20 protein-coding genes are annotated in these 21,119 nt (G+C 61.0%); 16 read left to right on the top strand and 4 right to left on the bottom strand.

The annotated features are described in order from the left end of the window. The first annotated feature begins 206 nt into the window (after positions 1 to 206). The 8 genes from CKO11_RS03395 to CKO11_RS03430 all read left to right on the top strand — a co-directional run bounded on the left by CKO11_RS03395 (position 207) and on the right by CKO11_RS03430 (position 10,385). The gene (locus CKO11_RS03395) at positions 207 to 1,409 is read left to right on the top strand and encodes an MFS transporter (protein ID WP_411741987.1); all 1,203 of its coding nucleotides are present in this window, start codon (positions 207 to 209) and stop codon (positions 1,407 to 1,409) included. Continuing rightward, complete coding sequence (locus CKO11_RS03400; RefSeq protein ID WP_223632892.1) at positions 1,406 to 2,149, top strand: helix-turn-helix transcriptional regulator; 744 nt, start codon at positions 1,406 to 1,408, stop codon at positions 2,147 to 2,149. Before CKO11_RS03395 ends, CKO11_RS03400 begins: the two co-directional genes overlap by 4 nt. A gap of 644 nt (positions 2,150 to 2,793) precedes the next feature. Next, the gene (locus tag CKO11_RS03405) at positions 2,794 to 3,504 is read left to right on the top strand and encodes a tropomyosin (RefSeq protein ID WP_223632894.1); all 711 of its coding nucleotides are present in this window, start codon (positions 2,794 to 2,796) and stop codon (positions 3,502 to 3,504) included. Positions 3,505 to 3,571: 67 nt separating this feature from the next. Next, on the top strand, positions 3,572 to 4,603 hold the full coding sequence (locus CKO11_RS03410) for a hypothetical protein (protein WP_223632897.1): 1,032 nt from the start codon (positions 3,572 to 3,574) through the stop codon (positions 4,601 to 4,603). Then, positions 4,600 to 7,044 carry a lanthionine synthetase LanC family protein gene (locus tag CKO11_RS03415; RefSeq protein ID WP_223632900.1) on the top strand — a complete coding sequence of 815 codons (2,445 nt, stop codon included), beginning with the start codon at positions 4,600 to 4,602 and terminating at the stop codon, positions 7,042 to 7,044. Before CKO11_RS03410 ends, CKO11_RS03415 begins: the two co-directional genes overlap by 4 nt. A 405-nt stretch (positions 7,045 to 7,449) precedes the next feature. Then, the gene (locus CKO11_RS03420; protein ID WP_223632903.1) at positions 7,450 to 7,854 is read left to right on the top strand and encodes a MerR family transcriptional regulator; all 405 of its coding nucleotides are present in this window, start codon (positions 7,450 to 7,452) and stop codon (positions 7,852 to 7,854) included. 60 nt (positions 7,855 to 7,914) lie between these two features. Continuing rightward, positions 7,915 to 9,072 (top strand): MFS transporter, encoded by a 1,158-nt coding sequence (locus CKO11_RS03425; RefSeq protein WP_223632906.1) that lies wholly within the window; start codon positions 7,915 to 7,917, stop codon positions 9,070 to 9,072. A gap of 188 nt (positions 9,073 to 9,260) precedes the next feature. After that, the gene (locus CKO11_RS03430; protein ID WP_223632909.1) at positions 9,261 to 10,385 is read left to right on the top strand and encodes a calcium-binding protein; all 1,125 of its coding nucleotides are present in this window, start codon (positions 9,261 to 9,263) and stop codon (positions 10,383 to 10,385) included. 243 nt (positions 10,386 to 10,628) lie between these two features. Here CKO11_RS03430 and CKO11_RS03435 read toward each other — a convergent pair whose 3' ends face one another. From CKO11_RS03435 to CKO11_RS03450, 4 genes are all read right to left on the bottom strand, one after another. After that, positions 10,629 to 11,093, bottom strand: coding sequence for a hypothetical protein (locus CKO11_RS03435; protein WP_223632911.1), 465 nt, complete (start codon positions 11,091 to 11,093; stop codon positions 10,629 to 10,631). Further along, positions 11,090 to 11,947, bottom strand: coding sequence for a hypothetical protein (locus CKO11_RS03440; RefSeq protein ID WP_223632913.1), 858 nt, complete (start codon positions 11,945 to 11,947; stop codon positions 11,090 to 11,092). Before CKO11_RS03440 ends, CKO11_RS03435 begins: the two co-directional genes overlap by 4 nt. A 30-nt stretch (positions 11,948 to 11,977) precedes the next feature. After that, the gene (locus tag CKO11_RS03445; protein WP_223632915.1) at positions 11,978 to 12,175 is read right to left on the bottom strand and encodes a hypothetical protein; all 198 of its coding nucleotides are present in this window, start codon (positions 12,173 to 12,175) and stop codon (positions 11,978 to 11,980) included. Between the two features lie 222 nt (positions 12,176 to 12,397). Next, on the bottom strand, positions 12,398 to 13,117 hold the full coding sequence (locus CKO11_RS03450) for a FadR/GntR family transcriptional regulator (protein ID WP_223632918.1): 720 nt from the start codon (positions 13,115 to 13,117) through the stop codon (positions 12,398 to 12,400). A gap of 37 nt (positions 13,118 to 13,154) precedes the next feature. Between CKO11_RS03450 and CKO11_RS03455 the strand changes: the two genes are divergently transcribed. The 8 genes from CKO11_RS03455 to CKO11_RS03490 all read left to right on the top strand — a co-directional run bounded on the left by CKO11_RS03455 (position 13,155) and on the right by CKO11_RS03490 (position 21,113). Continuing rightward, on the top strand, positions 13,155 to 13,973 hold the full coding sequence (locus CKO11_RS03455; RefSeq protein WP_317851792.1) for a sulfite exporter TauE/SafE family protein: 819 nt from the start codon (positions 13,155 to 13,157) through the stop codon (positions 13,971 to 13,973). A 234-nt stretch (positions 13,974 to 14,207) separates the two neighbouring features. Continuing rightward, entirely contained in the window at positions 14,208 to 14,975 is a 768-nt protein-coding gene (locus tag CKO11_RS03460; RefSeq protein WP_223632921.1) for an SDR family NAD(P)-dependent oxidoreductase, read from the top strand. 57 nt (positions 14,976 to 15,032) lie between these two features. Continuing rightward, positions 15,033 to 15,812 carry a crotonase/enoyl-CoA hydratase family protein gene (locus tag CKO11_RS03465; protein WP_223632924.1) on the top strand — a complete coding sequence of 260 codons (780 nt, stop codon included), beginning with the start codon at positions 15,033 to 15,035 and terminating at the stop codon, positions 15,810 to 15,812. Between the two features lie 75 nt (positions 15,813 to 15,887). Further along, positions 15,888 to 16,937 carry a TRAP transporter substrate-binding protein gene (locus CKO11_RS03470; RefSeq protein WP_223632926.1) on the top strand — a complete coding sequence of 350 codons (1,050 nt, stop codon included), beginning with the start codon at positions 15,888 to 15,890 and terminating at the stop codon, positions 16,935 to 16,937. After that, a complete protein-coding gene (locus CKO11_RS03475) occupies positions 16,934 to 17,467 on the top strand; it encodes a TRAP transporter small permease (protein WP_223632928.1) in 534 nt (177 codons plus the stop codon). Before CKO11_RS03470 ends, CKO11_RS03475 begins: the two co-directional genes overlap by 4 nt. Then, positions 17,467 to 18,786: a TRAP transporter large permease gene (locus CKO11_RS03480; protein WP_223632930.1), complete on the top strand. Its 1,320-nt coding sequence runs from the start codon at positions 17,467 to 17,469 to the stop codon at positions 18,784 to 18,786. The genes CKO11_RS03475 and CKO11_RS03480 overlap by 1 nt, the downstream gene beginning before the upstream one ends. A 12-nt stretch (positions 18,787 to 18,798) precedes the next feature. Beyond that, the gene (locus tag CKO11_RS03485) at positions 18,799 to 19,287 is read left to right on the top strand and encodes a MarR family winged helix-turn-helix transcriptional regulator (RefSeq protein ID WP_223632932.1); all 489 of its coding nucleotides are present in this window, start codon (positions 18,799 to 18,801) and stop codon (positions 19,285 to 19,287) included. Next, complete coding sequence (locus CKO11_RS03490) at positions 19,284 to 21,113, top strand: feruloyl-CoA synthase (RefSeq protein WP_223632933.1); 1,830 nt, start codon at positions 19,284 to 19,286, stop codon at positions 21,111 to 21,113. The genes CKO11_RS03485 and CKO11_RS03490 overlap by 4 nt, the downstream gene beginning before the upstream one ends. Positions 21,114 to 21,119: the final 6 nt, after the last annotated feature.

The raw sequence follows: 21,119 nt of genomic DNA on the forward strand, positions 1-21,119 counted from the left end.
CTTAGTTACGACATCGCCGCGCGGAATGACAACGGGCTTGGGCGCTTGCCCTCGGCGATGCGATCCAATTTTCTGACGATCCGGGGGCCGCAGAGCGCGGGACGGATGCGCCTTTGTGCATCGGCGAAGCGGTCGCGGGCTGCGACACCGTGCACCGAGTTTGGCCCGAAACCGTTGGCCCGATGCTGCGACACTATCGCGCCAGAATGGGCTTGGGGGCGGCGCGGGGCACATTGTATTGCTTGCGATCATTGCACTTAGAGGTGCCTCCACCCCTTCACAGATCGCAGATTACATTGTTTTACGCTGCTGTTTTGCTTCTTTCCTGCGCCTATGGCATCAGTCTTCCGCTGATTGCGATCGCGCTTGACGGCATGGGCGCTTCGACGCGGCTCATCGGTCTTTCGGCGGCCATGCCCGCCTTGGGTTGGCTCCTAGGGCTTCCGGTGATCCCTTTGGCCCCTCGGCGCCTGTCCCTGACACGATTGGCCCTCGCGCTTCTGGGGGTGGCATTCGCTGCTTGGGGCGCGATGGCGTTGCAGGCCGAGCCGTGGCTTTGGGTCGGGGCGCGGTTTCTTTTTGGCGGGGCCGTTGGTCTTATCTATCGGCTGATCGAATATTGGCTCACCCTCACGGTGCCCGAACCACGGCGCGGTCGCGAAATTGGCTTTTACAACGCGACCTTTCTTGGCGGCATCATCCTCGGATCGGCTTTGCAGCCGTTGCTTGGCGTCGGCCTCTTGGGCTTTGGGTCGGTTGCCGTGCTGCTTGCGAGCGTTGGTGTGGCGCTTTTGCACCGTAACCTACTGACCGCGCCAAAGGTGCATCTGTCTTGGCGCCCGCAAGATTTTGGCGCGGCGCTGCGGCTTGCCCCGCTTGCCATGGCCGCAGCCCTCGCTTTCTCTATGTATGAGGACATTCCGGCTTATCTTTTGTCGCTTTTCGCGCTGCACCAAGGTATGGGCGAGGGCGTCGCGGCACTGACGCTTTCGGTCTGCGCACTTGGCGCGCTTACGGGCGCGGTGCCGTTTGGGATGCTCTCTGACCGGATCGGCCGTCGCCCTGTGCTTTTGCTGGCTTCGGGCATCGGGCTTGGCGGCGCGGTGGCGATGCCGTTTTTGGCTGCGGTCTCGACGCCACTCTTCCTTGCGGGGCTTTTCCTGTGGGCCTTTGGCATTGAGGGGATTTTTGGCGTTTCGCTCGCCCTTTTGGCGGACCGCTTTCGCGGTGAAGATTTGTTGCGTGCCAATCTCGCCTATGGTGTGGTCTATGCGCTTGGTGCGCTGATCGGGCCCCTTTTTGCTGCGAACCTGATGCAGGCAATCGACCCGCAAGGCGTGTTCCTTGCCGCCGGGCTGATTTTTGCCGCGCTGATCGTCGTGACACTCAGCTTTGGGAGGCGGCCATGAAAACCCAGCCCCTGCTTGATCTGGCCGAGGCGATGGCGCAGGCCAAAGACCCGTTCGCCCCCTTTTCGAAGTTTCTTGGGGCGCGCGGCGGGCGCGGCTTCTTTTACGGCTTCGCGGCGCTATCGACCGGCCTCGCCCAGATCCGCTCTGGCGAGGGGCTGCATTTCCGCCACAGCTACAGCCGTGAATGGGAGGATGTCGTCGGCCCGCAGGCGCTGATCGACAACGACCATTCGATCGAGGCGATGGATAATGGCGAACGCATGGTCGAATGGATGCCAACCGACTGTGCAACCTGGCTTGAAACACTCAGCCCAAAGCAGCGACGCCAGTTCGAGATCGAGGCCGATCTGGGCATGATCTATGGCACCTCGCTTTTGCTCGATGGTCATCCGGCGGGCTTTTCCGGCATGGGGATTTGGATCGAAACGCAACGCTCCCCCGAAATGTTCCGGCGGGGCTGGAACAAATTCGGGGCCGAGCTGACAGCGGCTTCCAACCTGCTTGATGTTGCCGTGCGCGAGGCGCGGCCGAACCTGTTGGTGCGTTTGACCCCGCGCGAGATCGATTGTCTGAGCTGGCTTGCGCATGGGCTGCGCCCCAAAGAGATTTGCTGGCGTCTTGGGATTTCGGAAAAAACCTTCGAGAAATACATCACCTCTGCCAAGGCCAAGCTGAAATCGCGCACCCGCGATCAGGCGTTGGCCAAGGCGGTGTTGCTGAAGCTGCTGCCGCTGTAGCCTTTGCGCGACATGGGGATTTTTCCCCAATTGGGCGTGCGCGTCGGCTTTGTTAGCTCTGTCTTGCTGCGCAAGGGGAGAGTGGCCCCACGCGCCATTTTTCGAGGATGTTCCTGGGTTAAGTGCGCATTGGTCTGTCCCGTCACAATTTTCGTGGCGGCCGCCTTGTCAAACGCAAGCGTGGAGTGGTGAGCCTCGCACCACTGATGGCCGCGGGCGCTGTCGGAAACGCCAATGCCGCCGTAAGCGGCGCGGGCTGCGGCGCGCCTTTGGTCCGCCGGCCACCGCGGGGGCGCGCACGGAACAGACTCACGCGGCGGGGGTGGCATTGTGCCAGTTTTGCGAAGCGCGGTGTGACTTCGCACAGCCATGCAGCAGGTAAGGCGCCGACCGCCCATTTGCTGGGCGTCTCATCCCCCGTGACGCCGTTTTACGAAAGGGTCACGCCGGTCATCCTGCCGCCGGGGGGCATGCGTTTGCACGCCTATTTTCGGAATTTAAATCAGATGGTTGTCGCCAGATTGTGCGGCGCGGTGGCGCGAGGCAACACGTGTTGCGTGACCTTTGGTAGGGAAAAGCTCCGTTGACAAGTGGGGAGGCGTTGCACAGGCTTCTACCTGTAGTTGTGTTGTGAGATTTGAAAAATGAAACGCTTCAAAATTAAAGAGCTCATCGTAAAACTTCCCACCGAAGGCTTCGATAAGACAGGCGAGTTCGATGGCAAAATTTGCAAGCAAGTGACGTTGTTGGAGTGTCCGGGGGGCGCAACCCGTGTGGACCCGGGACCGATTACCGATGGCCCCGTGGACCCCTGTCAACAAGTCACCCTGCTGAACTGTGCCAATCAGGCGACGCGGATTCAATGTGAGCTGACCCAAGTCCGAGAGCCTTGCCAACAAGTGACCTTGATTGATTGCGCGAATGGCGTGACAAAGCAAACCTGCGACGGGCGGACGATGATCGTGGATTGCCAGCAGGTCACCTATCCCAATTGTAACGCCTCCGATGTCGGCGTCTTTGGAACCTTCTATGGGCCGCGTTGCGGGTGCGGCGGTTGCTCGCCAATCCCCTGCACCAAAACCGAACCGACGACACTAGAAACCTGTCCGGTTACAGGCAATGCGAACGATGATGCGGCGCTTTTCGTGGTCACGCGAGAGATTGATCGCATGCCGCTGGAATCGCTGTCTGTGCTGAAATCTCAATTGTCGGATGTCCTGCGTCGCACCGAAGAGGCGGAAAAGAAATATACGCCGTCTACCCCGCAAGAGTTGGATGCGGCAGAGGCCCAGTTGAAAGAGGCCCTGGCGGAAGTTGAGAAGCTTCGTGCCGAAATGAAAAACAAGTCCGAGTGATTCTTGCATGCAGGATGTTGCATTGCGGCCAGCCATTTGGGCGGCCGACGTTTTGCGGCAGGCTCTTATGGGGCATGCCTGGGTTCGAACGGGTCCGCTTTACACCGCGCAACAGGCGCGTGATCTGGGGACAGAACTGCCCGATGGCTTTGTGGGGCTTGTGCGGCGCGAAGATGATCGTGTCTTTGCCGTTGATGGGGATGGTTTCGCGCTTCTAGAGGCCCTAGACACCCCTAAGACTTTGGATCGGCGCGCGACTGATAAAAACCTTGTCAGGGCGATGGCAGAATTTGCCATGGACGGGGTCATCGCGCCGGCAAGCGCGAGCGCCGCAGCCCCGCGTTTTATCGAGATGTTGCCAAGCTTGGTTTCACCAAGCGCGCTGGACGCGGTGTCGCGCAATGTGCAGCGCTCCTATGAGGCGATCGACTTTGCCCTCGATTGGTCGGAGATTTTGGGGGAGAGCCTGTCGGCAAGTCTTTACGTTTACGGGCGCAGACAGCCCCACGACGGCGTGACAGGAGCCGATCTGGAGCATCTGGCCGCACAGATTGACAAATGGGCGGGCCTTGAACGGGTCATGGCGTCCGAATATTGGCAAGGTTGGCATGGTGCATTCGACAGCCCGTGCCGCCACAAGCTTTACGTAAGTGCTGATGCCTCTCCGGCGGGGCTTGCTGATGCGTTTGCCGCCTTGCCCGCGCTGCCGCGTTTGCGTGGCGCCAAAATCCCCGCGCAAGCGTATCACTATGGGCGGCCCGATTATTGCGTGCTTTATTTGGCGGATGAGGCGGACGTGCCGATTTGGTCTGCGGCCCTGCGCGAGGCCCTGTCGCATATGGACGGTCTGGGGCTAAGTTTCACCACACCATTGGATCGCAAGGGCGTTGTCTCGCTTGGCGTTGACCTGCCAGATGAGCAGGACGCTTCCCAAAGCCATCGCGCCCGTCAATCCGGGCTGATTGCACATCATATTCACGCAGCAACCCAAAATAATGCCACCCGGGACGACCGGAAGCATGAACTGCACTGGCGTTTGTTTCTGCACGGCTATCTGGGGGCGGGTTGCATTTCTATCGAAGGGAATGGGGCACCGTGAACCAGATCGATCAGATTTCCGCTGTAGAAACCGCACCTGCCCTCTACCGCCTGCCGGATGGGGTCTTCTTTCGGCCTGCCACCCACTTGGGCGCAGAACACATGGCGGCGGTGAATGCCGCACCCGAAGATGTGATCTTGATGCGCAGGGGGGCGCGGGAACGCGACCAATTGATCAGTGCCGAGGTGGCGGATCTCTTGCGCTTGTTTTCGCAGCCTTTGACCATTGTGGATGCGGTTGTTCAATTCGCTGAACAAAGCGAAACCCCCGCCGAGGAAATCCTTGAAGAGGCTTTTCCGGCGTTTCAGTCGCTGGTTGAGCGGGGCTTCTTGGTTCCGGTCACCGAGACGGAAGAGGAACGTCCCACGACGCTGGACATTGGGACCGTTTTTGCTGAGCGTTATGAAGTTGCAGCGCTTCTGCGCAAGATGGAAGATACGGAAGTTTACCGCCTGCGCGCGATTGCAGGCACAGCAGCAGACACGGGCGCAGATCCAGCCCAAGGCGCAGATGCTGGGGCCGAACCGTCTGATTTCGTTTTGAAAATCTGCCATCGTGCCACGCGGCGTATGGTCAACCTGATATCGCGCGAGGTGGCGATTTTAAAAGAGCTGGCGGATGCGGATTATTGCCCGACTTATGTCGAGCATGGCGTTCACGAAGACCGGCCCTTTGTGATCATGACCTATCTGGATGCAGAGACGTCTCAATCCCTGACCGACCGCCTGTTAAACGCCGGCGGCCCCGAGGCGGTTGTGCAAATCAGCAAAAGGATCATGTCGGTATTCGCGGATCTGGGGCGTCGCGGCATCATGCATGGCGATGTTCACCCCGGAAATGTCATGGTGTCCAAAGCGGGCGCTGTCTTCGTGATCGATTTCGGGCAATCCCGTCTGCTCAAAGGCAAGCTTTCGCGCCATACGGCTGGGCGGGGTGCGGTTGACATCTATTACGAACCAGAGCTTGCCGCCGCCCTTGCCAAGGGGCAAGAGACCTTTCCGCCCGCAGTAGAGCAGGGGCAACAATTCACCGTTGCCGCGATGCTCTATCGGTTGTTGACCGGGCAGGCACATGTCAGGCTGCCCGCCTTGCGCAGCGAGCTTTTCCCTTTCTTGGCCGATCAAGTGTCGCGCCCGTTTCCGCAAAGTGTGAACCGGCGTGTTGCCAAGTTGGAGCCGGTTCTGAAACGCGCCTTGTCCAGCGCACCGGAAGAGCGTTTCCCAAGTTTCGCGGCTTTCCATAGCGCGTTTGACGAAGCGTTGGCGACGGAGGCGCCGCGATGCGTCGCGGGCCATGCAGAGCTGGCCAACCGCTATTTCGAAACGCTGAGCGCGCCCGATAAACGGTTTTTGTCCAATGGTTTTCTGGATCCTTGGTGCACGCTGAACAACGGGATGATTGGTGTGTCCTTCGCGTATCAAAGGCTAGCCGAACTTGGCTGGGCGCATCGGGGGCTTGCGTTGGCGGACGCTTGGCTGATTTGGGCAGAACAGATGGCCAGCGCGCCGCAGGCGTTCACAAGCCGCGACCGGGAAATCCGCTCCGACACGGTTGGCCGTGTCAGCCCCTTTCATACCGTGTCGGGGCTGCATTACGCCAGATCGTGCCTTGCCGCGCAAACCGGCGATGTCGCACTTTATGGCGAAGCGATTAAGGCCTTTGCCAGCAGCATTGATGCCCCCTGTCTCGAATGGGATCTGACGCTGGGCTGGGCCGGGGTCACCTTGGCGTTGGCTTTCATGGTCGCCAAGGGGCAAAAGGCCGGTTTCCCAGACACGGCACTTTCCCCGGCCAAGGCACTTTTGCATGAACGCATCGCCAGACAGGAAAGCTGGTTGCAGGCACAGCCCGCACCCGCGGAACTAACCCGTGATGTGTTTTTGGGGGTTGCGCATGGCCCGCTCGGCCAACTGCATGCCGCGATTTTGGGGCATCAGGTCTTGGGCACCACGCCCGGGGACATTTGTGTTCAGCGCTTGGAACAACTGGCCGATTGCGCGGTGCGGATGGACGATATGGTGATCTGGCCCCGCATGGGGGGCGGGTTCAGCTATGGTTACGGGGTTCACGCCTATTCAAGCTGGTGTAACGGCAGCGCCGGTTTCGCCATGGTCTACAGCCACGCCGCAAAGGTGTTCGACCGGGCCGATTTTCGAGATATCGCGCTGGGCGCGGGCCTGCATGCGTTGCGCAATGACATCCAGTATCCGGATCTTTGCTGCGGCACGGCGGGGACCGCCTACGCCATGCTGTCTCTTTATCGGGCAACGGGGGACGCGCTTTGGGTAAGCCGTGCCCAAGATGCGGCCGATCGCGCCTTGGAGCATTCTCGGTCCTACGAACCAAGCGGTGCGCTTTATAAAGGGGAATTGGGCGTGATGTTGCTGCAACTAGACATCACAGACCCGGAAAATGCACGAATGCCCTGTTTTGAAATGTGAAAACCGCGCACTCGCCCCAAGGCTATGATTTCAAGGCCCGGAATCCCTTGGGGCGAGCGAATTTGATTTTGGCGGCGGCGCGTGGGGCGCGGTGCGTAAAGGCTCCGTGAAAGGGGCCTGTGATGTTGCGGCCCCGCCTGCGCGGCCTTTGGCAGGAAGGGAACGGCAGATCGCGGTGATGTCGGGCAGCGAAACCCTTGACTAAAATCTACACCCAACGTAAGAATCTGTTGTGCCCATGTGGGGGATTGTCTTCCTCTTGCCCAAATTCGTGGGGGTCGCCTACTCTTTTATAATTTGCCCTGTGCCGCACGCGCGAAAGCGAATGGCCCTGATGATTGAACTTGCGTTTACACGACTGATGCCTGCCTTGTATCGTCACCTGACGTTAGAAAAGGAAAAGACATGCCTGGCGCAGCGATGAAAATAGGAGAGCTTGCTAAGCGGGCAGGGGTCAGCCACCGCACCATCCACTATTATGAATCGCGTGGTCTGATTTCGCCAATGCAGCGCGAGGGGGCCTCGCATCGGATGTATGAGGAAGAGGCTTTTCAGCGCCTAGAGAAAATCTCGGCCCTCAAGCATCTTGGACTGTCGCTTGAAGAGATCGAAGAGGTTCTTGATCTCTATTTCGAGGACACGCAGAGCCATCTTGCGGGCAAGAAGCGCGTGATCGAGATTCTCAAGGCGCAACTGGCCAAAACCGATGCGCAGATTGATGAGCTGGCGCAATTCCGCAGCGACCTGATCCGCAACATCCGCCATATGGAGCGTCTCTACGAAGACGCGCATTCGCCGCACTCTGCCTAAACAACAGGGGCATTCGCCCCGCTTTCCGCCCTAAATCTTCAGCTAACGTAAGGAAAAGAAATGACGCTCCGTCACACGTCTCTTGTCGTCTTGCTGATGCTCACGGCGATAATCGTCGTCGGCCAGCTTTACATCACCATTCCCCTCACCGATGCCATTGCCGCCCAGTTTGCCACCGAACCGGCGCTTGCCGTGTGGTCAGGCACGGCCTTCGGCTTCGCCTACGCGGCCGGGTTTCTGCTTTGGGGCCCGCTGTCCGACCGGGGCGGGCGACGGCGGGTGTTGGTGCTCGGCCTTGTCTGCACCGGGGCGGTGACCGCCGCGTTAAGCCAGGCGCACGGGATCGAAGCCTTTCTCGCCGGGCGCGCCTTACAGGGGATTTTTGCCGCAAGTTTTCCCCCGGTGGCCCTCAGCCTGTTGGCAGAGGTTTTGCCGCCCGCCCGGCGTCCCTTCGGTATCTCTCTGATCAGTTTTGCCTTTTTGGCTGCGGCCCCGATCGCACAGGTGATTGGGGCGGCGCTTGCCGTGCCGCTGACCGCGTTCTTGCTTGTTCTGGCGCCCGCCTATGTGGCCATGGCCGCCGGGATCGCGCTGGTGCTTCCTGCTGCGCCTGCACCGGGCGCGGCCATGGCGGCGGCCCCTAACGGCGTGGGGCAAGGCTTGCTGAGAACGCCCCTTATCATGCTGAGCTGGGGCGCGGCGCTCACCGTGCTCTTTGGCTTCGTGACGTTTCAGGCGGGTACCGCCGCGGGGCTTGGCGGCGGCTTTGATCCGCAACTCGTCCGCCTTGTCGGGCTGCCCCCGCTGGCGCTGAGCCTCTTTGCCGCCGCGCTGGCCAAACGCTTGGGCGGTCCGACCGTGCTGGCGCGCCTAGGTTTGGTCCTTGCCGCTGCGGGGCTTTTGCTGGCGGGGCTCTCTGGCCCGGTCACGTTGGCTGCGGCGGTTCTCGTCTCTGCCGGTGTCGGGCTTGTGGTGCCCGGGCTGATCGCAACGATTGCCGGTGCGGCCAGCAATGCCAACCGAGGCCTTGCACTGGCGCTTTATACCTTCTCGCTCTTTGTGGGGGCCAGCTTGGCGCCGCCAGTTAGCCGCGCGCTTGCGCCGCTGGGGCTTTGGTCGCTTTACGGGCTTGCGGCAAGTTTGCTGCTGGCGGCGGCTTTGGGGTTGTTTTGGGGGCAGCGCCGTCCCGCGCAGGCCCCGCAACCGATCCAAAATTGAGATATTGTGGAAAGGAGCTTCCCGATGACTGCCCCCTTTTCTCTCTGCTCCGCTTTTGCAGGCGCTGCTTCCCAGCGGTTTTGCGCCCGCCCGACCGGTAGGGCAAACCGGAACCCACCTTGACTTTTCACATATGGCTGCGATTCTTTGCCGCAGGATAGATCGGAATCACAGGGGATAGGGCCGCTATGTTGCTTGTCAATTTTTACGGGAATACATCAAGTTTCTTCGACGAAGCCTTCTACAACAGTTACACTGATCTTTTCGAACCGGATGTTTTAAGTATCTCGAGCACCGAAATCGTGCTCGAAAATCCGTCCAGCGGCTTTCAAACAACCTTCTCCGGCAGCGGCTTTCCTTTGGATCCGGAAAACCAGCCCCTCACCGGAACGATTACCTCTTTTTCCGTCGTGACCGACGGTTCGGTGTCCGGCTTGCCGGTGGTTGAATTCACGGGGATCAGCTGGGCGCTTGCCGATTTCGTCACCGCGCTCGATTCCCTATTTGAAGATGATAACGACGCACCGCTGAAAACACTGCTGAGCAGCCAAGACATCACGATTGATGCAACCACTGCGAATGCCGCGTGGATTGATAGCTTAGATGGTGTGACCTCCAACGTAGAGTTCTTGGGCTCGGCATTCGACGATGAAACCGGGGGCGGCTCTGGGAACGATCGTCTGATCGGCAATGCAGGCGCCGACACGCTGGATGGCGGGGACGGGCGCGACACGCTGTCGGGCGGCGACGGCGATGACTTCATCTTCGGGGGCGCCACCGCAGCCGACCGCGGCGACGTGATCTACGGCGGTGCGGGCCATGACAGCGTCGACGGCGGCTACGGCAATGATGAGCTGAACGGCGGCACCGGCAATGACACGATGGAAGGCAATTACGGCGCCGACACCTTGATCGGCAACGACGGGGACGATTTCCTCACCGGTTCGGTCTATTCGGATCTGATCTTTGGCGGCGACGGGCTCGACTTCATCAACGGCGGCTTCGGCAATGACCGGGTGAACGGCGGCGCAGATGCCGACCGGTTCTACCACACCGGGATTGCAGGCCACGGAAGCGACTGGATTCAGGATTTCTCCTCGGCTGAGGGCGATCTGTTGCAATATGGCGGCGCCGGCGCAACCCGGAACCAGTTCCAGGTCAACTTCGCCGAGACCCCCGCCGGGACCGAGGCCGACGAAGCTTTCGTCATTTACCGCCCGACGGGTCAGATCCTTTGGGCGTTGGTCGATGGCGCCGCGCAAGACAGCATCAATATCTTGATCAATGGGCAGAGCTACGACCTCTTGGCGTGATACGAAGCCGGTCAAGCCGCAGGACGTGCCATGCGCAGGCAAGCTGCGCTTTCGCCTCTTGCGGCTTGGCTCTTGACTATCAGCAGGGCCGCATGGACCGCAGTGGCAAGCGGTCATGTCAATTCCGCGATGATCGAAGGTCTTGCGGCGGTGTTGCGAACACTGCTTGAGACGCGGCCTGCCGGTGCAACAGCCCCGGACTGTCTGCGCAACCGCCTTGTAGGTTACCACTCCGCCTTGGGGTTAGATCTGATGCCGTAACGGGTCCAATTGAGGGCACGGCCCGGTTTCGAACACGGCGACAGCAGGGTGATAGCTGGGCGATAGTCCGACCGAATGCAGCAAAAGATAGCTGATATGGCCGAACAGCAAACGCCTATAGGGGAAATCCGTGTGGATACGCCCCCGATAAAGGTAGCCAAGCCGATCGGAAGTGGCGGCACGGGTTTCGAACAGGCCCAAGAATTGCCCCTGCGGATCAGCGGGCGCAATCCATAGGCTGCAAGACGGCCCGGATGCATCTGCGTAATCGGCTTGTTCAGGATAGACCAGTGTCAACCCTTGCGCCGCGAAGGCCTCGGTGATTTCGGGCGCATACAGCGCAGCCCGCCACTGATCGCTGGCCTGCTGTTCCAAGCTTCCCATATTATACTTGAAGTATAGGGGAAACAGCATCGCCAGAAGGATAAGAGCGCCTGCCTTAATCATGCGGCCACGCGACGGCTGGAAGCCAAAATGGGCAGTGTCACCATCCACACCAGCGTCGCCATCGCCACATATTGCGACCCGGTCCCCGAGTGCAGATAGTCAAAAAGATCTTCGTAGCGCACCATGAAGAAAAGCCGCGTCCAGTTGATCAGCACTACCCCGGCCAGCCCAACCAAAAGAAGCGGCCAATTCGCAAACGGACGGACACGATTGATCGATGCCAGCACCAGCCAAGCCAGCACCATGTAAGAGATACCATGCACAGAAGAGCAGCCCCACAAAATGGTCACGGTGTTTTCCGCACCCGTGGGGATGATCGTATTGCCGTTTACCGGATACCCCGCAGCAAGCGACACCACAAAGGCGTCTGCCACCAATATCGGCGCGCCAATCAGTTTGACCGGAATAAGCCCCCAGAAACCGGGCACCGCCATATAGGCAATCAGGCCGCCCAGTTGTTTCGACGAGCGCATCACCCGGACCCCGACAACCGTCACCGCGATCCACGAAAACCATGTCATCGGCACATAGATCAGGGCAATGACGATCGCCACGATCGCCCAATCGCCCCAGCGGGGCGACAAGGGGGCGATTTCGATACGCGCTAGGCGCCATGCGGCCCACAAAGCCGCAAACAACAAGATCGGATTAATTGCCCCACCAGACAGCAGGGCCGAAACCAAGCCTTTTTCCGCCACATGTTCGGTGACTTCGAAAAAGTTGGCATTGACGAAGGCCGATAGCAACAAAAGGCTGTAAAGGGTTCCGCGCGGAAGGCTTTGAAAAGCCGCGCGGAACACGCGCTCAAAGGCGTTACGGCTGTCAGCGGGAAAGCTGTCCGATCCAGACCGCATCTTGGGTGACCTTACCCGCCTTGTCAGAGCTTAGGGTTTGCGGTTTTTATGAACAGCATAAGCCACAAGGCCGCCGACGACCAAAAGCCCAGGGGCAAGAACCGGCAAGGGCGCGCCGACATTGCATTGCCAGCTATTTGAGTGGGCACAATTGGCTTTGGCCGACGCCGGCAATACACTCAAAACCACAATAGCGGCGGCACCGGCCGCACAAAGAAACTTCTTCATAGTTAAACTCCCTACGGCAATTGCCGCAGTTGAACACGACCCATCCCCCGGATCCCGAGGTAAACAAGACGTTAACAGCAACGCAGCCGCTTGGCAATTGAGTCGAAAATAAGGCGGCGGCGCTGAAAGGGGCCGTGGGGATTGGCCCTGCGCCAGACTTGCCCGCAGCCCCCGATACTGGCCTTTGGCCAAGCGCGCCCCGCCGAAGACCGGCCAAGCGTCTCAATCAATATCAATGGGGGTCTGAACCGTCTTCTCATGGTGCGGCAAGCCCATGGCTGCTGCAATCGTTTGCAGATGGGTGCGCATCGCTTCTGCCGCCGCCAGCGGGTTCGCGGCTTCAATCGCCGCCACGATAGCGGCATGCTGATCGCTGTGGAGCGTCTGAAACTCGTCCGGGGCGATGCGCCGATAGGTTTGGTCCCATGCGCGTTGCCACGCCACACGGCGCCGCGCGCCTGACAGGTAAATCAAGAAACCGATCAAAACGGGATTGCGCGAGGTTTCCGCCACGGCGCGGTGGAACGCATCATCAGCCTGTTCGCAGGCCGCCCGATCCTGCGCGGTGCGCCCCGCGGCCACTTTCGCCCGCAAATGGGCAATATCGCTGGCCTCGGCGCGCAACGCCGCCTGCGCCGCGACCTGCGGTTCCAGCATCAGACGGGCTGACATCAGATCCGGTGGCGTCGCCCCTTCGATCAAAAGCGTTTCCCGGATCGGCAGATGCGCCGGGCGCCGCCCCCGAAAGGTGCCCTGACCAACGTGGCGCCAGATTTCGCCCTCGGCTTCCAGCGTGGCATAGCAGGCGCGCAGCGTTTCGCGGCTACATCCAAGGGTGGCGCACAAGGCGCGCTCGGGCGGCAACCGCGCCCCGTTCTCCGGTGCAAGCTGATCAAGCGCCGCGCGGACCTTCGGCAAGACAGCTTTGAGGCTTTTGCGCAACGGCCCCTCCGATCAGACCAATTTGCAGACCAATCTAATGGCAGGCAAAAGACATGTCATCGCCAAAGGAGGCCTGCCCGATGCCGAAGACGCCCCGACCATGACGCTGTTTGATAGTCTTTTGCTTGTCAGCGCGGGCTTTGCCGCAGGCCTGCTTAATGCGGTGGCCGGGGGGGGCACCTTCCTCAGCCTGCCAGCGCTGATCTATGTGGGGGTGCCCCCGGTTAGCGCCAATGCCTCTGCCACATTCGCGGCTCTGCCCGGCTATATCGGCAGCGCTTGGGGCTTTCGTCACGATATGCAGCGCGAAGGCGCCCTTCCGCTCTGGGCGCTTGCAGGCCTTGGCATGGTTGGTGCGGTTTTCGGGGCGCTTTTGCTGACCGTGACCTCCAGTGAAACTTTCCTGTGGGTCGTTCCGTGGCTGTTGTTGCTGGCCACCGCGCTGTTTGCCTTTGGTCAACATTTGCTGCGCGCCATCCAAAGCCGTGGCGGGGGGCAGGTTGGCGTTGTGGGGTCCGTGGTGGCCATTTTGGCGATGTCGCTTTACGGCGGCTATTTCAACGGCGGTCTGGGGATCATGTTGCTCGCAACCTTCGGGGTGATCGGGTACGTTAACCTGCATGGTATGAACGGGCTGAAGAACGTCTTGTCGGCGGTTGTGTCGCTGGTCTCCACCGTGACGTTTATCGCCGTTGGTTTGATTGCCTGGAAACCTGCAATTGTCATGGCCATCAGCGCGACCGTGGGGGGCTATCTGGGCGCGACCCTAAGCCGGCGCATCGTGCGAACCGATCTTTTGCGCCACGGCGTCACCGCCATTGGGCTGATCATGACCGCCGTGTTTTTTGGGCGCTGACCCTGAAAAGGGCCGGTGCTGACCGCATGGGGCTTGGGCGGCAAAGCTGCACTCTAAATAGAGTAAGAAGCAATTTAAATCAGCATATTAAGTGATTTTCGGGTCGGGTTGTTATGGTCTTTCTTATCCACAAAAGGCCAGATGAAAAGCCACGCGGAACACGGCTTTCAAAGGCCGTTGACAGAAATGAATGTGTGCGTATTGTTATTGGCAGTAACAGTTTTGGTGGTGACGATGTTTGCAGGGTTCGAAACGGCACTGGTCACGGGGGGCGGCAGCGGCCTTGGACGTGCAACGGCACAACGGCTTGCCGCCTCTGGGTGCCGGGTCGCGGTTTTGGACCGATCCGCAGACCAAGCTGCTGTCGTGGCCGCCGAGATTGGCGGCGTTGGTTTGACGGCAGATGTGTCATCGCAGACGAGCGTCGCAGCAGCCTTTGCCGAGGTGACAAAAGCGTTTGGGGCGGCACCACGGATCGTTGTGAATTGCGCCGGGATCGGCACCGCGGCGCGGATTTTGCCGCGCGACGGCGCTTTGCCGATTGAGCTTTTTGAGCGCACGCTGAAGGTCAACTTGCTTGGCACCTATATCGTCATGAGCCATGCGGCGCAGGCGATGGCCCCGCTTGAGCCGGTTGGGCCCGATGGCGCGCGCGGGGTGATCATCACAACCGCCTCTGTCGCGTGGCAAGATGGCCAGATCGGTCAGGCGGCCTATGCCGCGTCCAAAGGGGGGGTGGCGTCGCTGACCTTGCCCGCCGCACGAGAACTGGCCCGGCTTGGCATTCGCGTCATGTCCATCGCGCCGGGGCTGTTTGAAACCGCGATGACCGCAGGCCTGCCGGATGAGGCGCGGGCGGCCATTTCGCAATCCATCCCCTTTCCACAACGCCTTGGCGCGCCAGAAGAATTTGCGCGCCTTGTCACGCAGATCGTCGAAAACCCGTTTCTCAATGGCGAAGTGATCCGGCTCGATGGCGCGGTGCGCCTTGCCGCGCGCTAAGCGCCGCTTGCGGCCGATCTCCGGCCGGAGCCCGAACACCCACAAGAAGGACAGACCATGAACCGCCCGATGACCCGCCCACTTCTGGATATCGCCCTTGAGGGGCCAATCGCCACTTTGACGATGAACCGCCCGGGCAAGCGCAACGCGATGTGCGACGGGCTTTTGGCTGAAATCGAGGCGTTTTTTGCGGCCCCGCCCAAGGGCTTGCGGGCGATCGTCTTGACCGGAACCGAGGGGCATTTCTGTTCCGGGCTGGATCTTTCGGAACATGTTCAGCGCGATGCCGAGGGCACGATGCGCCATTCGCGCAACTGGCATCGCGTTATGGATCTGGTGCAGTTTTCCGGTGTGCCGGTGGTTTCGGCGCTGTTTGGCGCCGTGATCGGCGGCGGGCTTGAACTGGCGACCGCAACCCATGTGCGGGTAGCAGAACCCTCGACCCGGTTCCAACTGCCCGAGGGACGGCGGGGCATCTTTGTCGGCGGGGGCGCGACGGTCCGGGTGGGCCGGATTTTGGGCGCCGATCGGATGTGCGAAATGATGCTGACGGGGCGCAGCTATACCGGCGAAGAGGGGCTGCGGCTTGGTCTTGCGCATTATCTTGTGGGCGAGGGAGAGGCTCTGGCCGAAGCGCGCCGCTTGGCCGAACGCATTGCCGAAAACGCCCAGCTTTCGAATTTCATGATGATCCAAGCGCTGTCGCGGATCGACGATATGCCGCGCCAAGATGGTCTTTTTGCCGAAAGCCTTTGCGCCGCCGTTTCGCAGACAAGCCTTGATGCCGAAGAGGGGCTGCGCGCCTTTCTCGAAAAAAGGCCGCCGAAGTTCAGGTAGGCCGCGCCTCGGCGAGAGGCGCGGCGACCGACCGCTCGGCTTGGGAGGGCCGGGCGTCATGGAAGGGAGGACAACATGACCACGAGAATGACCCGTCGCGGGATGCTCGCGACGTTTGGCGCGGCCTTGGCCACGCCCGCCTTTCTCCGCCGCGCGACGGCGGCAGAGGTGACGCTGCGGCTCCACCATTTCATGCCCGCGATGACCTCGACCCAGACCCAAGTGTTTGAACCTTGGGCGAAAGAGCTGGCCGAGGCCTCGGACGGGCGGATCGAGGTGCAGATTTTCCCCTCGATGCAGCTTGGCGGCAAGCCGCCGCAATTGGTCGATCAGGTCCGGGGCGGCACCTGCGACATGGCTTGGACGCTGACCGTTTATACGCCCGACCGCTATCTGGTGGCCGAGACGCTGTCTTTGCCCTTCATGGCCACGAGTGCCAAACAAACCTCTGCGGCGATGCAAAGCCTGATGAGCGAATTCGGTCAAAACGAATATCGGGGTGTGAAGCCGCTGGCTTTCCATACCCATGCTGCGGGCAAGTTTCACATGTCGAAGACTCCGATCATGGGGGCGGCGGATATGAAGGGCCTGCGGGTGCGCAGCCCCAACAAGACGACGGGCGATCTGTTGGCAAGCCTTGGCGCGGAGCCGGTGTTCTTCCCGGTGACCGAAATGGTCGTGGGGCTTTCGAACGGCGTCATCGATGGCTGCTGTCTGCCCTATGAGGCGGTGCCCGCGCTCAAACTACATGAGCTTACGCATGAACATTCGGCGGCAGCTTCCGGGGCGCGGGGGCTTTATACCAACACCTTCGCGCTGGTGATGAACGAGCGGGTCTATGAGCGCCTGCCCGATGATCTGCGCGGTGTGATTGATGCCGCTTCGGGGCCGGTGTTGTCGGACCGGATGGGCAGCAATTTCGACACTTCCGAAGAGGTTGGGCGGCAAGCCGTGCTCGCGTCGGGCAATGCCATTCACGAGATCCCCGCACAAGAGATTGCCCGCTGGCGCGAAGCGGCCGCGCCGATCCATGAAAACTGGACCCGCAAGCTTGAGCAAGCCGGGCTGGATGGCCCCGCGATCATGGCGCGCGCCAATGCGCTTTTGGACGGGGCCACATCATGACCCAGGCAGAGACCATGTATGACGTGCAGGCGCCGCCGCTACGGCGCTCACTCTGGCAGCTTTGCACCCTGTCGGCGGGGTTGGGCGGGGCGGCAATTTTTGCCGTGTCGCTGGGCGTCTCCGCGTCGGTCGTGATGCGCAATCTGGGGTTTGGCGGTTTGCGCGGCGATTTCGAGATGACAGAGATCGCCAGTGCGGCCTGCGCCAGCCTGTTTTTGCCTTTGTGCCAGTTGCGGCGCGGGCATGTGATGGTGGATCTTTTCACCGGCTGGTTGCCCCGCCGCGCTCGCCTGCCGCTGGATGGCGTTTGGACGCTGCTTTTTGCGGTGTTTTGGGCGGTTGTGGCTTGGCGGCTCTGCCTTGGGCTGGAAGATATGCGCGCCTATGGCGATCGCACCATGCTTTTGGGCGTGCCGGTCTGGTGGGTTTACTGCCCCGCGATTTTTGGCACCGGGCTGTCGGCGCTTGTGGCGTTTGACAGCGCGCTTTGCCTGCTGCGTGGGCGCGAGCCGCAAACGGAGTGCGCGTGATGGATCAGACCCTGATCGCGCTGGTGATGATCGCGGCCATGCTGACAGCCGTCTTTTTGCGTGCGCCGGTGGCGCTTGCCATGGGCGGGATTGGCGCGGCGGGCTATATGGCGCTTTCTAGCGCGCCCGCGCTGTTGAGTTATCTGTCCTCGGCTTGGCCGGATAAGTTCATGTCCTATGAACTCGCCATCGTGCCGCTGTTCATCCTGATGGGGAATATCGCCACGCGCACGGGCATTTCGGCGCGGATATTCACCGCCTCCAACGCATGGATCGGGCATTATCGCGGCGGGCTGGCCATGGCCTCGGTCGCAGGCTGTGCGATGTTCGGCTCGATCTCGGGCTCTTCGCTGGCGACGGCCTCGACCATGGCGCGGGTGGCTTTGCCGGAAATGAGCCGCAGCGGCTATTCTGGGGCGCTGGCGGCCGGTTCGCTTGCGGCGGGTGGCACGCTTGGCATCCTGATCCCGCCCTCGGTGGTGTTGATCATCTATGCGATGCTGACCCAGCAAAACATCGTCAAACTGTTTCTGGCCGCGACCATCCCGGGCACATTGGCGGTGATCGGCTTCACCTTGGCGATCATGATCTGGGTGCGGCTGTTCCCCGAAGAAGGCCCGCGCCACGCCCGCGCCTCGCTCAAGACCCGGCTACGGGCCTTGGCGGGCGTGTGGTATGTGGTGGCAATTTTCGGCGGTGTGCTGGGCGGGATCTATGGCGGGTTGTTTACCCCCGCCGAAGGGGCCTCGGTCGGCGTGGTCGCGATTGCGCTCGCTGGGGTTTTGACGCGCGCGCTTGGCCCCAAGGTGCTGCTAGAGTGTCTGATCGACACGGCCGTTTCTTCCGCGATGATCTTCGCCATCGTCTTTGGCGCCGATCTGTTCAATGTGGCGCTGACCTTGTCGCGCCTGCCCGTGGCGCTGGCCGATTGGGTGGGGGCGATGGGGCTTGGCGCGATGACCGTGCTTTTGCTGATGATCGTCTTTTATCTGCTGATGGGCTGCGTGATGGACAGCCTGTCGATGATCTTGCTCACGGTGCCGGTCTTCTTTCCCACGGTGATGTCGCTCGATTTCGGGCTGACGCCCGAGGCGCAGGCGATCTGGTTCGGCATTCTGACGCTTGTGGTGGTGGAATTGGGCATGATCACGCCGCCCGTCGGGATGAACCTTTTCGTCATTCGCGCGATGTCGCGTGAGATTTCTTTGGGCCAGATCTTTCGCGGCACCACCCCCTTCATCGTGTCAGAGTTCAGCCGGATCGCCCTTTTGGTGGCCTTTCCGGGGCTGAGCTACTGGCTCGTGCAAATTTTGAACTGAAAGGACCGCTGAATGAAACGCATCAAAACAAGCCCCGCCTCGGCCCCCGTGCTGAAGGATGCGAACCTGCGCAGGTTCATGGGCTACAATATGAAGCGCGCCTACCTGACCATAGATGCCGGGCTGCGCCCCGTGCTGGAGGGGCTTGGCCTGCGCCCGGCCACCTTTTCGGCCTTGGCGGTGATTGTCGATAACCCGGACATCACCCAGACCATGCTGGGCCAAGCGCTGCATATCGAGCGCTCGGGCGTGGTGCTGATCGTCGATGATCTGGAAGCCGCCGATCTGATCACCCGCAACAAGGTGGAAGGGGATCGCCGGTCCTACGCTTTGCGCCTGACCTTGAAGGGCCGCAAGCTTTGGGCGCGCGCGCGCCAGATGGTCGAAGATCATGACAATCGCGTTCTGGCCAGCCTGAGCCCGCAAGAGCGGATTTTGCTCAAAGACCTGCTCAACCGCATCGAGATCGCCCCCCTCGCAGACCCCGGAGAAACGACATGAATATCGTCACTCAGAACTGCACGCTCTCTGACGCCCATCTGCCGCATCGTGTCCGGCTCGATTACCGCGACGATGGCGCGATGATCTTACGCTCCGCGCATCCGCTGGACCCGTCGGTGGCCTCGACCGGGGATTGGTTGCACCGCTGGGCCGCCGTGACGCCGGACCGGGTGTTTTTGTCGGAACGCGCGGGCGCGGGATGGCGCGAACTGACCTATGCGCAGGTCTTGGCGCATGTCCGGGCGATTGGCGCGGCGCTTTTGGCGCGCGGGCTTGATGCGAAAACCCCGGTCGTGATCCTGTCCGGCAATGGTATCGACCACGCGCTGATTGCCTTTGGTGCGCAATATGTGGGCGTGCCGGTCGTGCCGGTGGCCGAGCAATATTCCCTGATCCCCGAGGCGCATGCGCGGCTGCGCTATGTCTTGCGCAAGGTGCGCCCGGCGATGGCCTTTGTGGAAAATGCAAAAACCTTTGCCGGGGCCTTGGCGCTGCCCGATCTGGACGGGGTCGAGATCGTCGCCGCCCAAACCGAAGGCGCGGGGCGAGCCGTCACACCCTTTGCCGATCTGCTTGCCGCGAAACCTGACATCGAGCTTGATATCGCCCATTCCAAGGTTGGGCCGGATACTGTTGCCAAGATCCTTTTTACCTCGGGCTCGTCTTCCGATCCGAAAGGGGTTTTGACCACGCAGCGGATGATGTGCGCCAATCAGGCCCAAATTGCCTCGGTCCTGCCGTTCCTGAAGGCCCGCCCGCCGCGCATTTTGGATTGGCTGCCGTGGAACCATGTTTTCGGCGGCTCGCACAATCTCAACATGATGCTCGCCAATGGCGGCACGCTTTGCATCGATCATGGCAAACCCACCTCTGCGGGTTTGCCGACCACGCTCGCCAATATCCGTGAGAGTATGGGCACGATGGCGTTCAACGTGCCGGTTGGCTATTCCATGCTGGTGCATGAGATGGAGCAAGACAAAGCTCTGCGTGAGGCGTTTTTCCAAGACCTCGATTTGATTTTTTACGCCGGCGCGTCGTTGCGGCAAGAAGTCTGGACCCGGCTCGAAGAGATGGCGCGCGACGTTAGCGGCCGCGTGCCCTTGATGATTTCAAGTTGGGGTTTGACCGAAACCGCACCCGCTTGCGTCATGCTGCATGAGCCGGTCACGCGCTCGGGCCTAATCGGTGTGCCCTTGCCGGGGGTCGAGGTGAAGCTCTTGCCCGACCCCGATCTGCGCTGCGAAATCCGCGTGCGGGGGCCCAATATCATGCCCGGTTATTTCGAAGATGCCGAACGCTCTGCCGCCGCTTTCGATGATGAGGGGTTCTTTATCACCGGCGATGCGGTGCGCTTTGTCGATCCGCAGCACCCCGAACGCGGGCTCGTCTTCGATGGGCGCGTGTCTGAAGATTTCAAACTGACCACGGGCACGTGGGTGCAGGCAGGGCGGCTGCGGATGGAAGCACTCGAACAGCTGCGCGACCTTGTGCAGGATGTCGTGATTTGCGGCCATGACCGGGGTGAGATCGGGCTCTTTATCTTCCCCAAGCCTGATCATGTTCATGGCGACAACACCTCGGAAGGGGCGGTGATCGACCCGGTGTTGCAAATCGAGATCGAGGCCGTGATGCGCGACATGGCCCGGAAGGCGACTGGCTCGGCCAAGCGCATTTCACGCGCCCTGATTTTGGCCGAGCCGCCTTCGCTCAAGGATGGCGAAGTGACCGACAAAGGCTCGCTCAATGTGCGCAAGATCATCACCCGCCGCGCCGATCTGTTGGAGCGGCTTTATGACAACGAAGATCCCGGCCTGATCCGGGTGTGAGGCTGA

The sequence above is a fragment of the Rhodobacter sp. TJ_12 genome (assembly GCF_020023995.1).
Lineage (GTDB): Bacteria > Pseudomonadota > Alphaproteobacteria > Rhodobacterales > Rhodobacteraceae > Rhodobacter.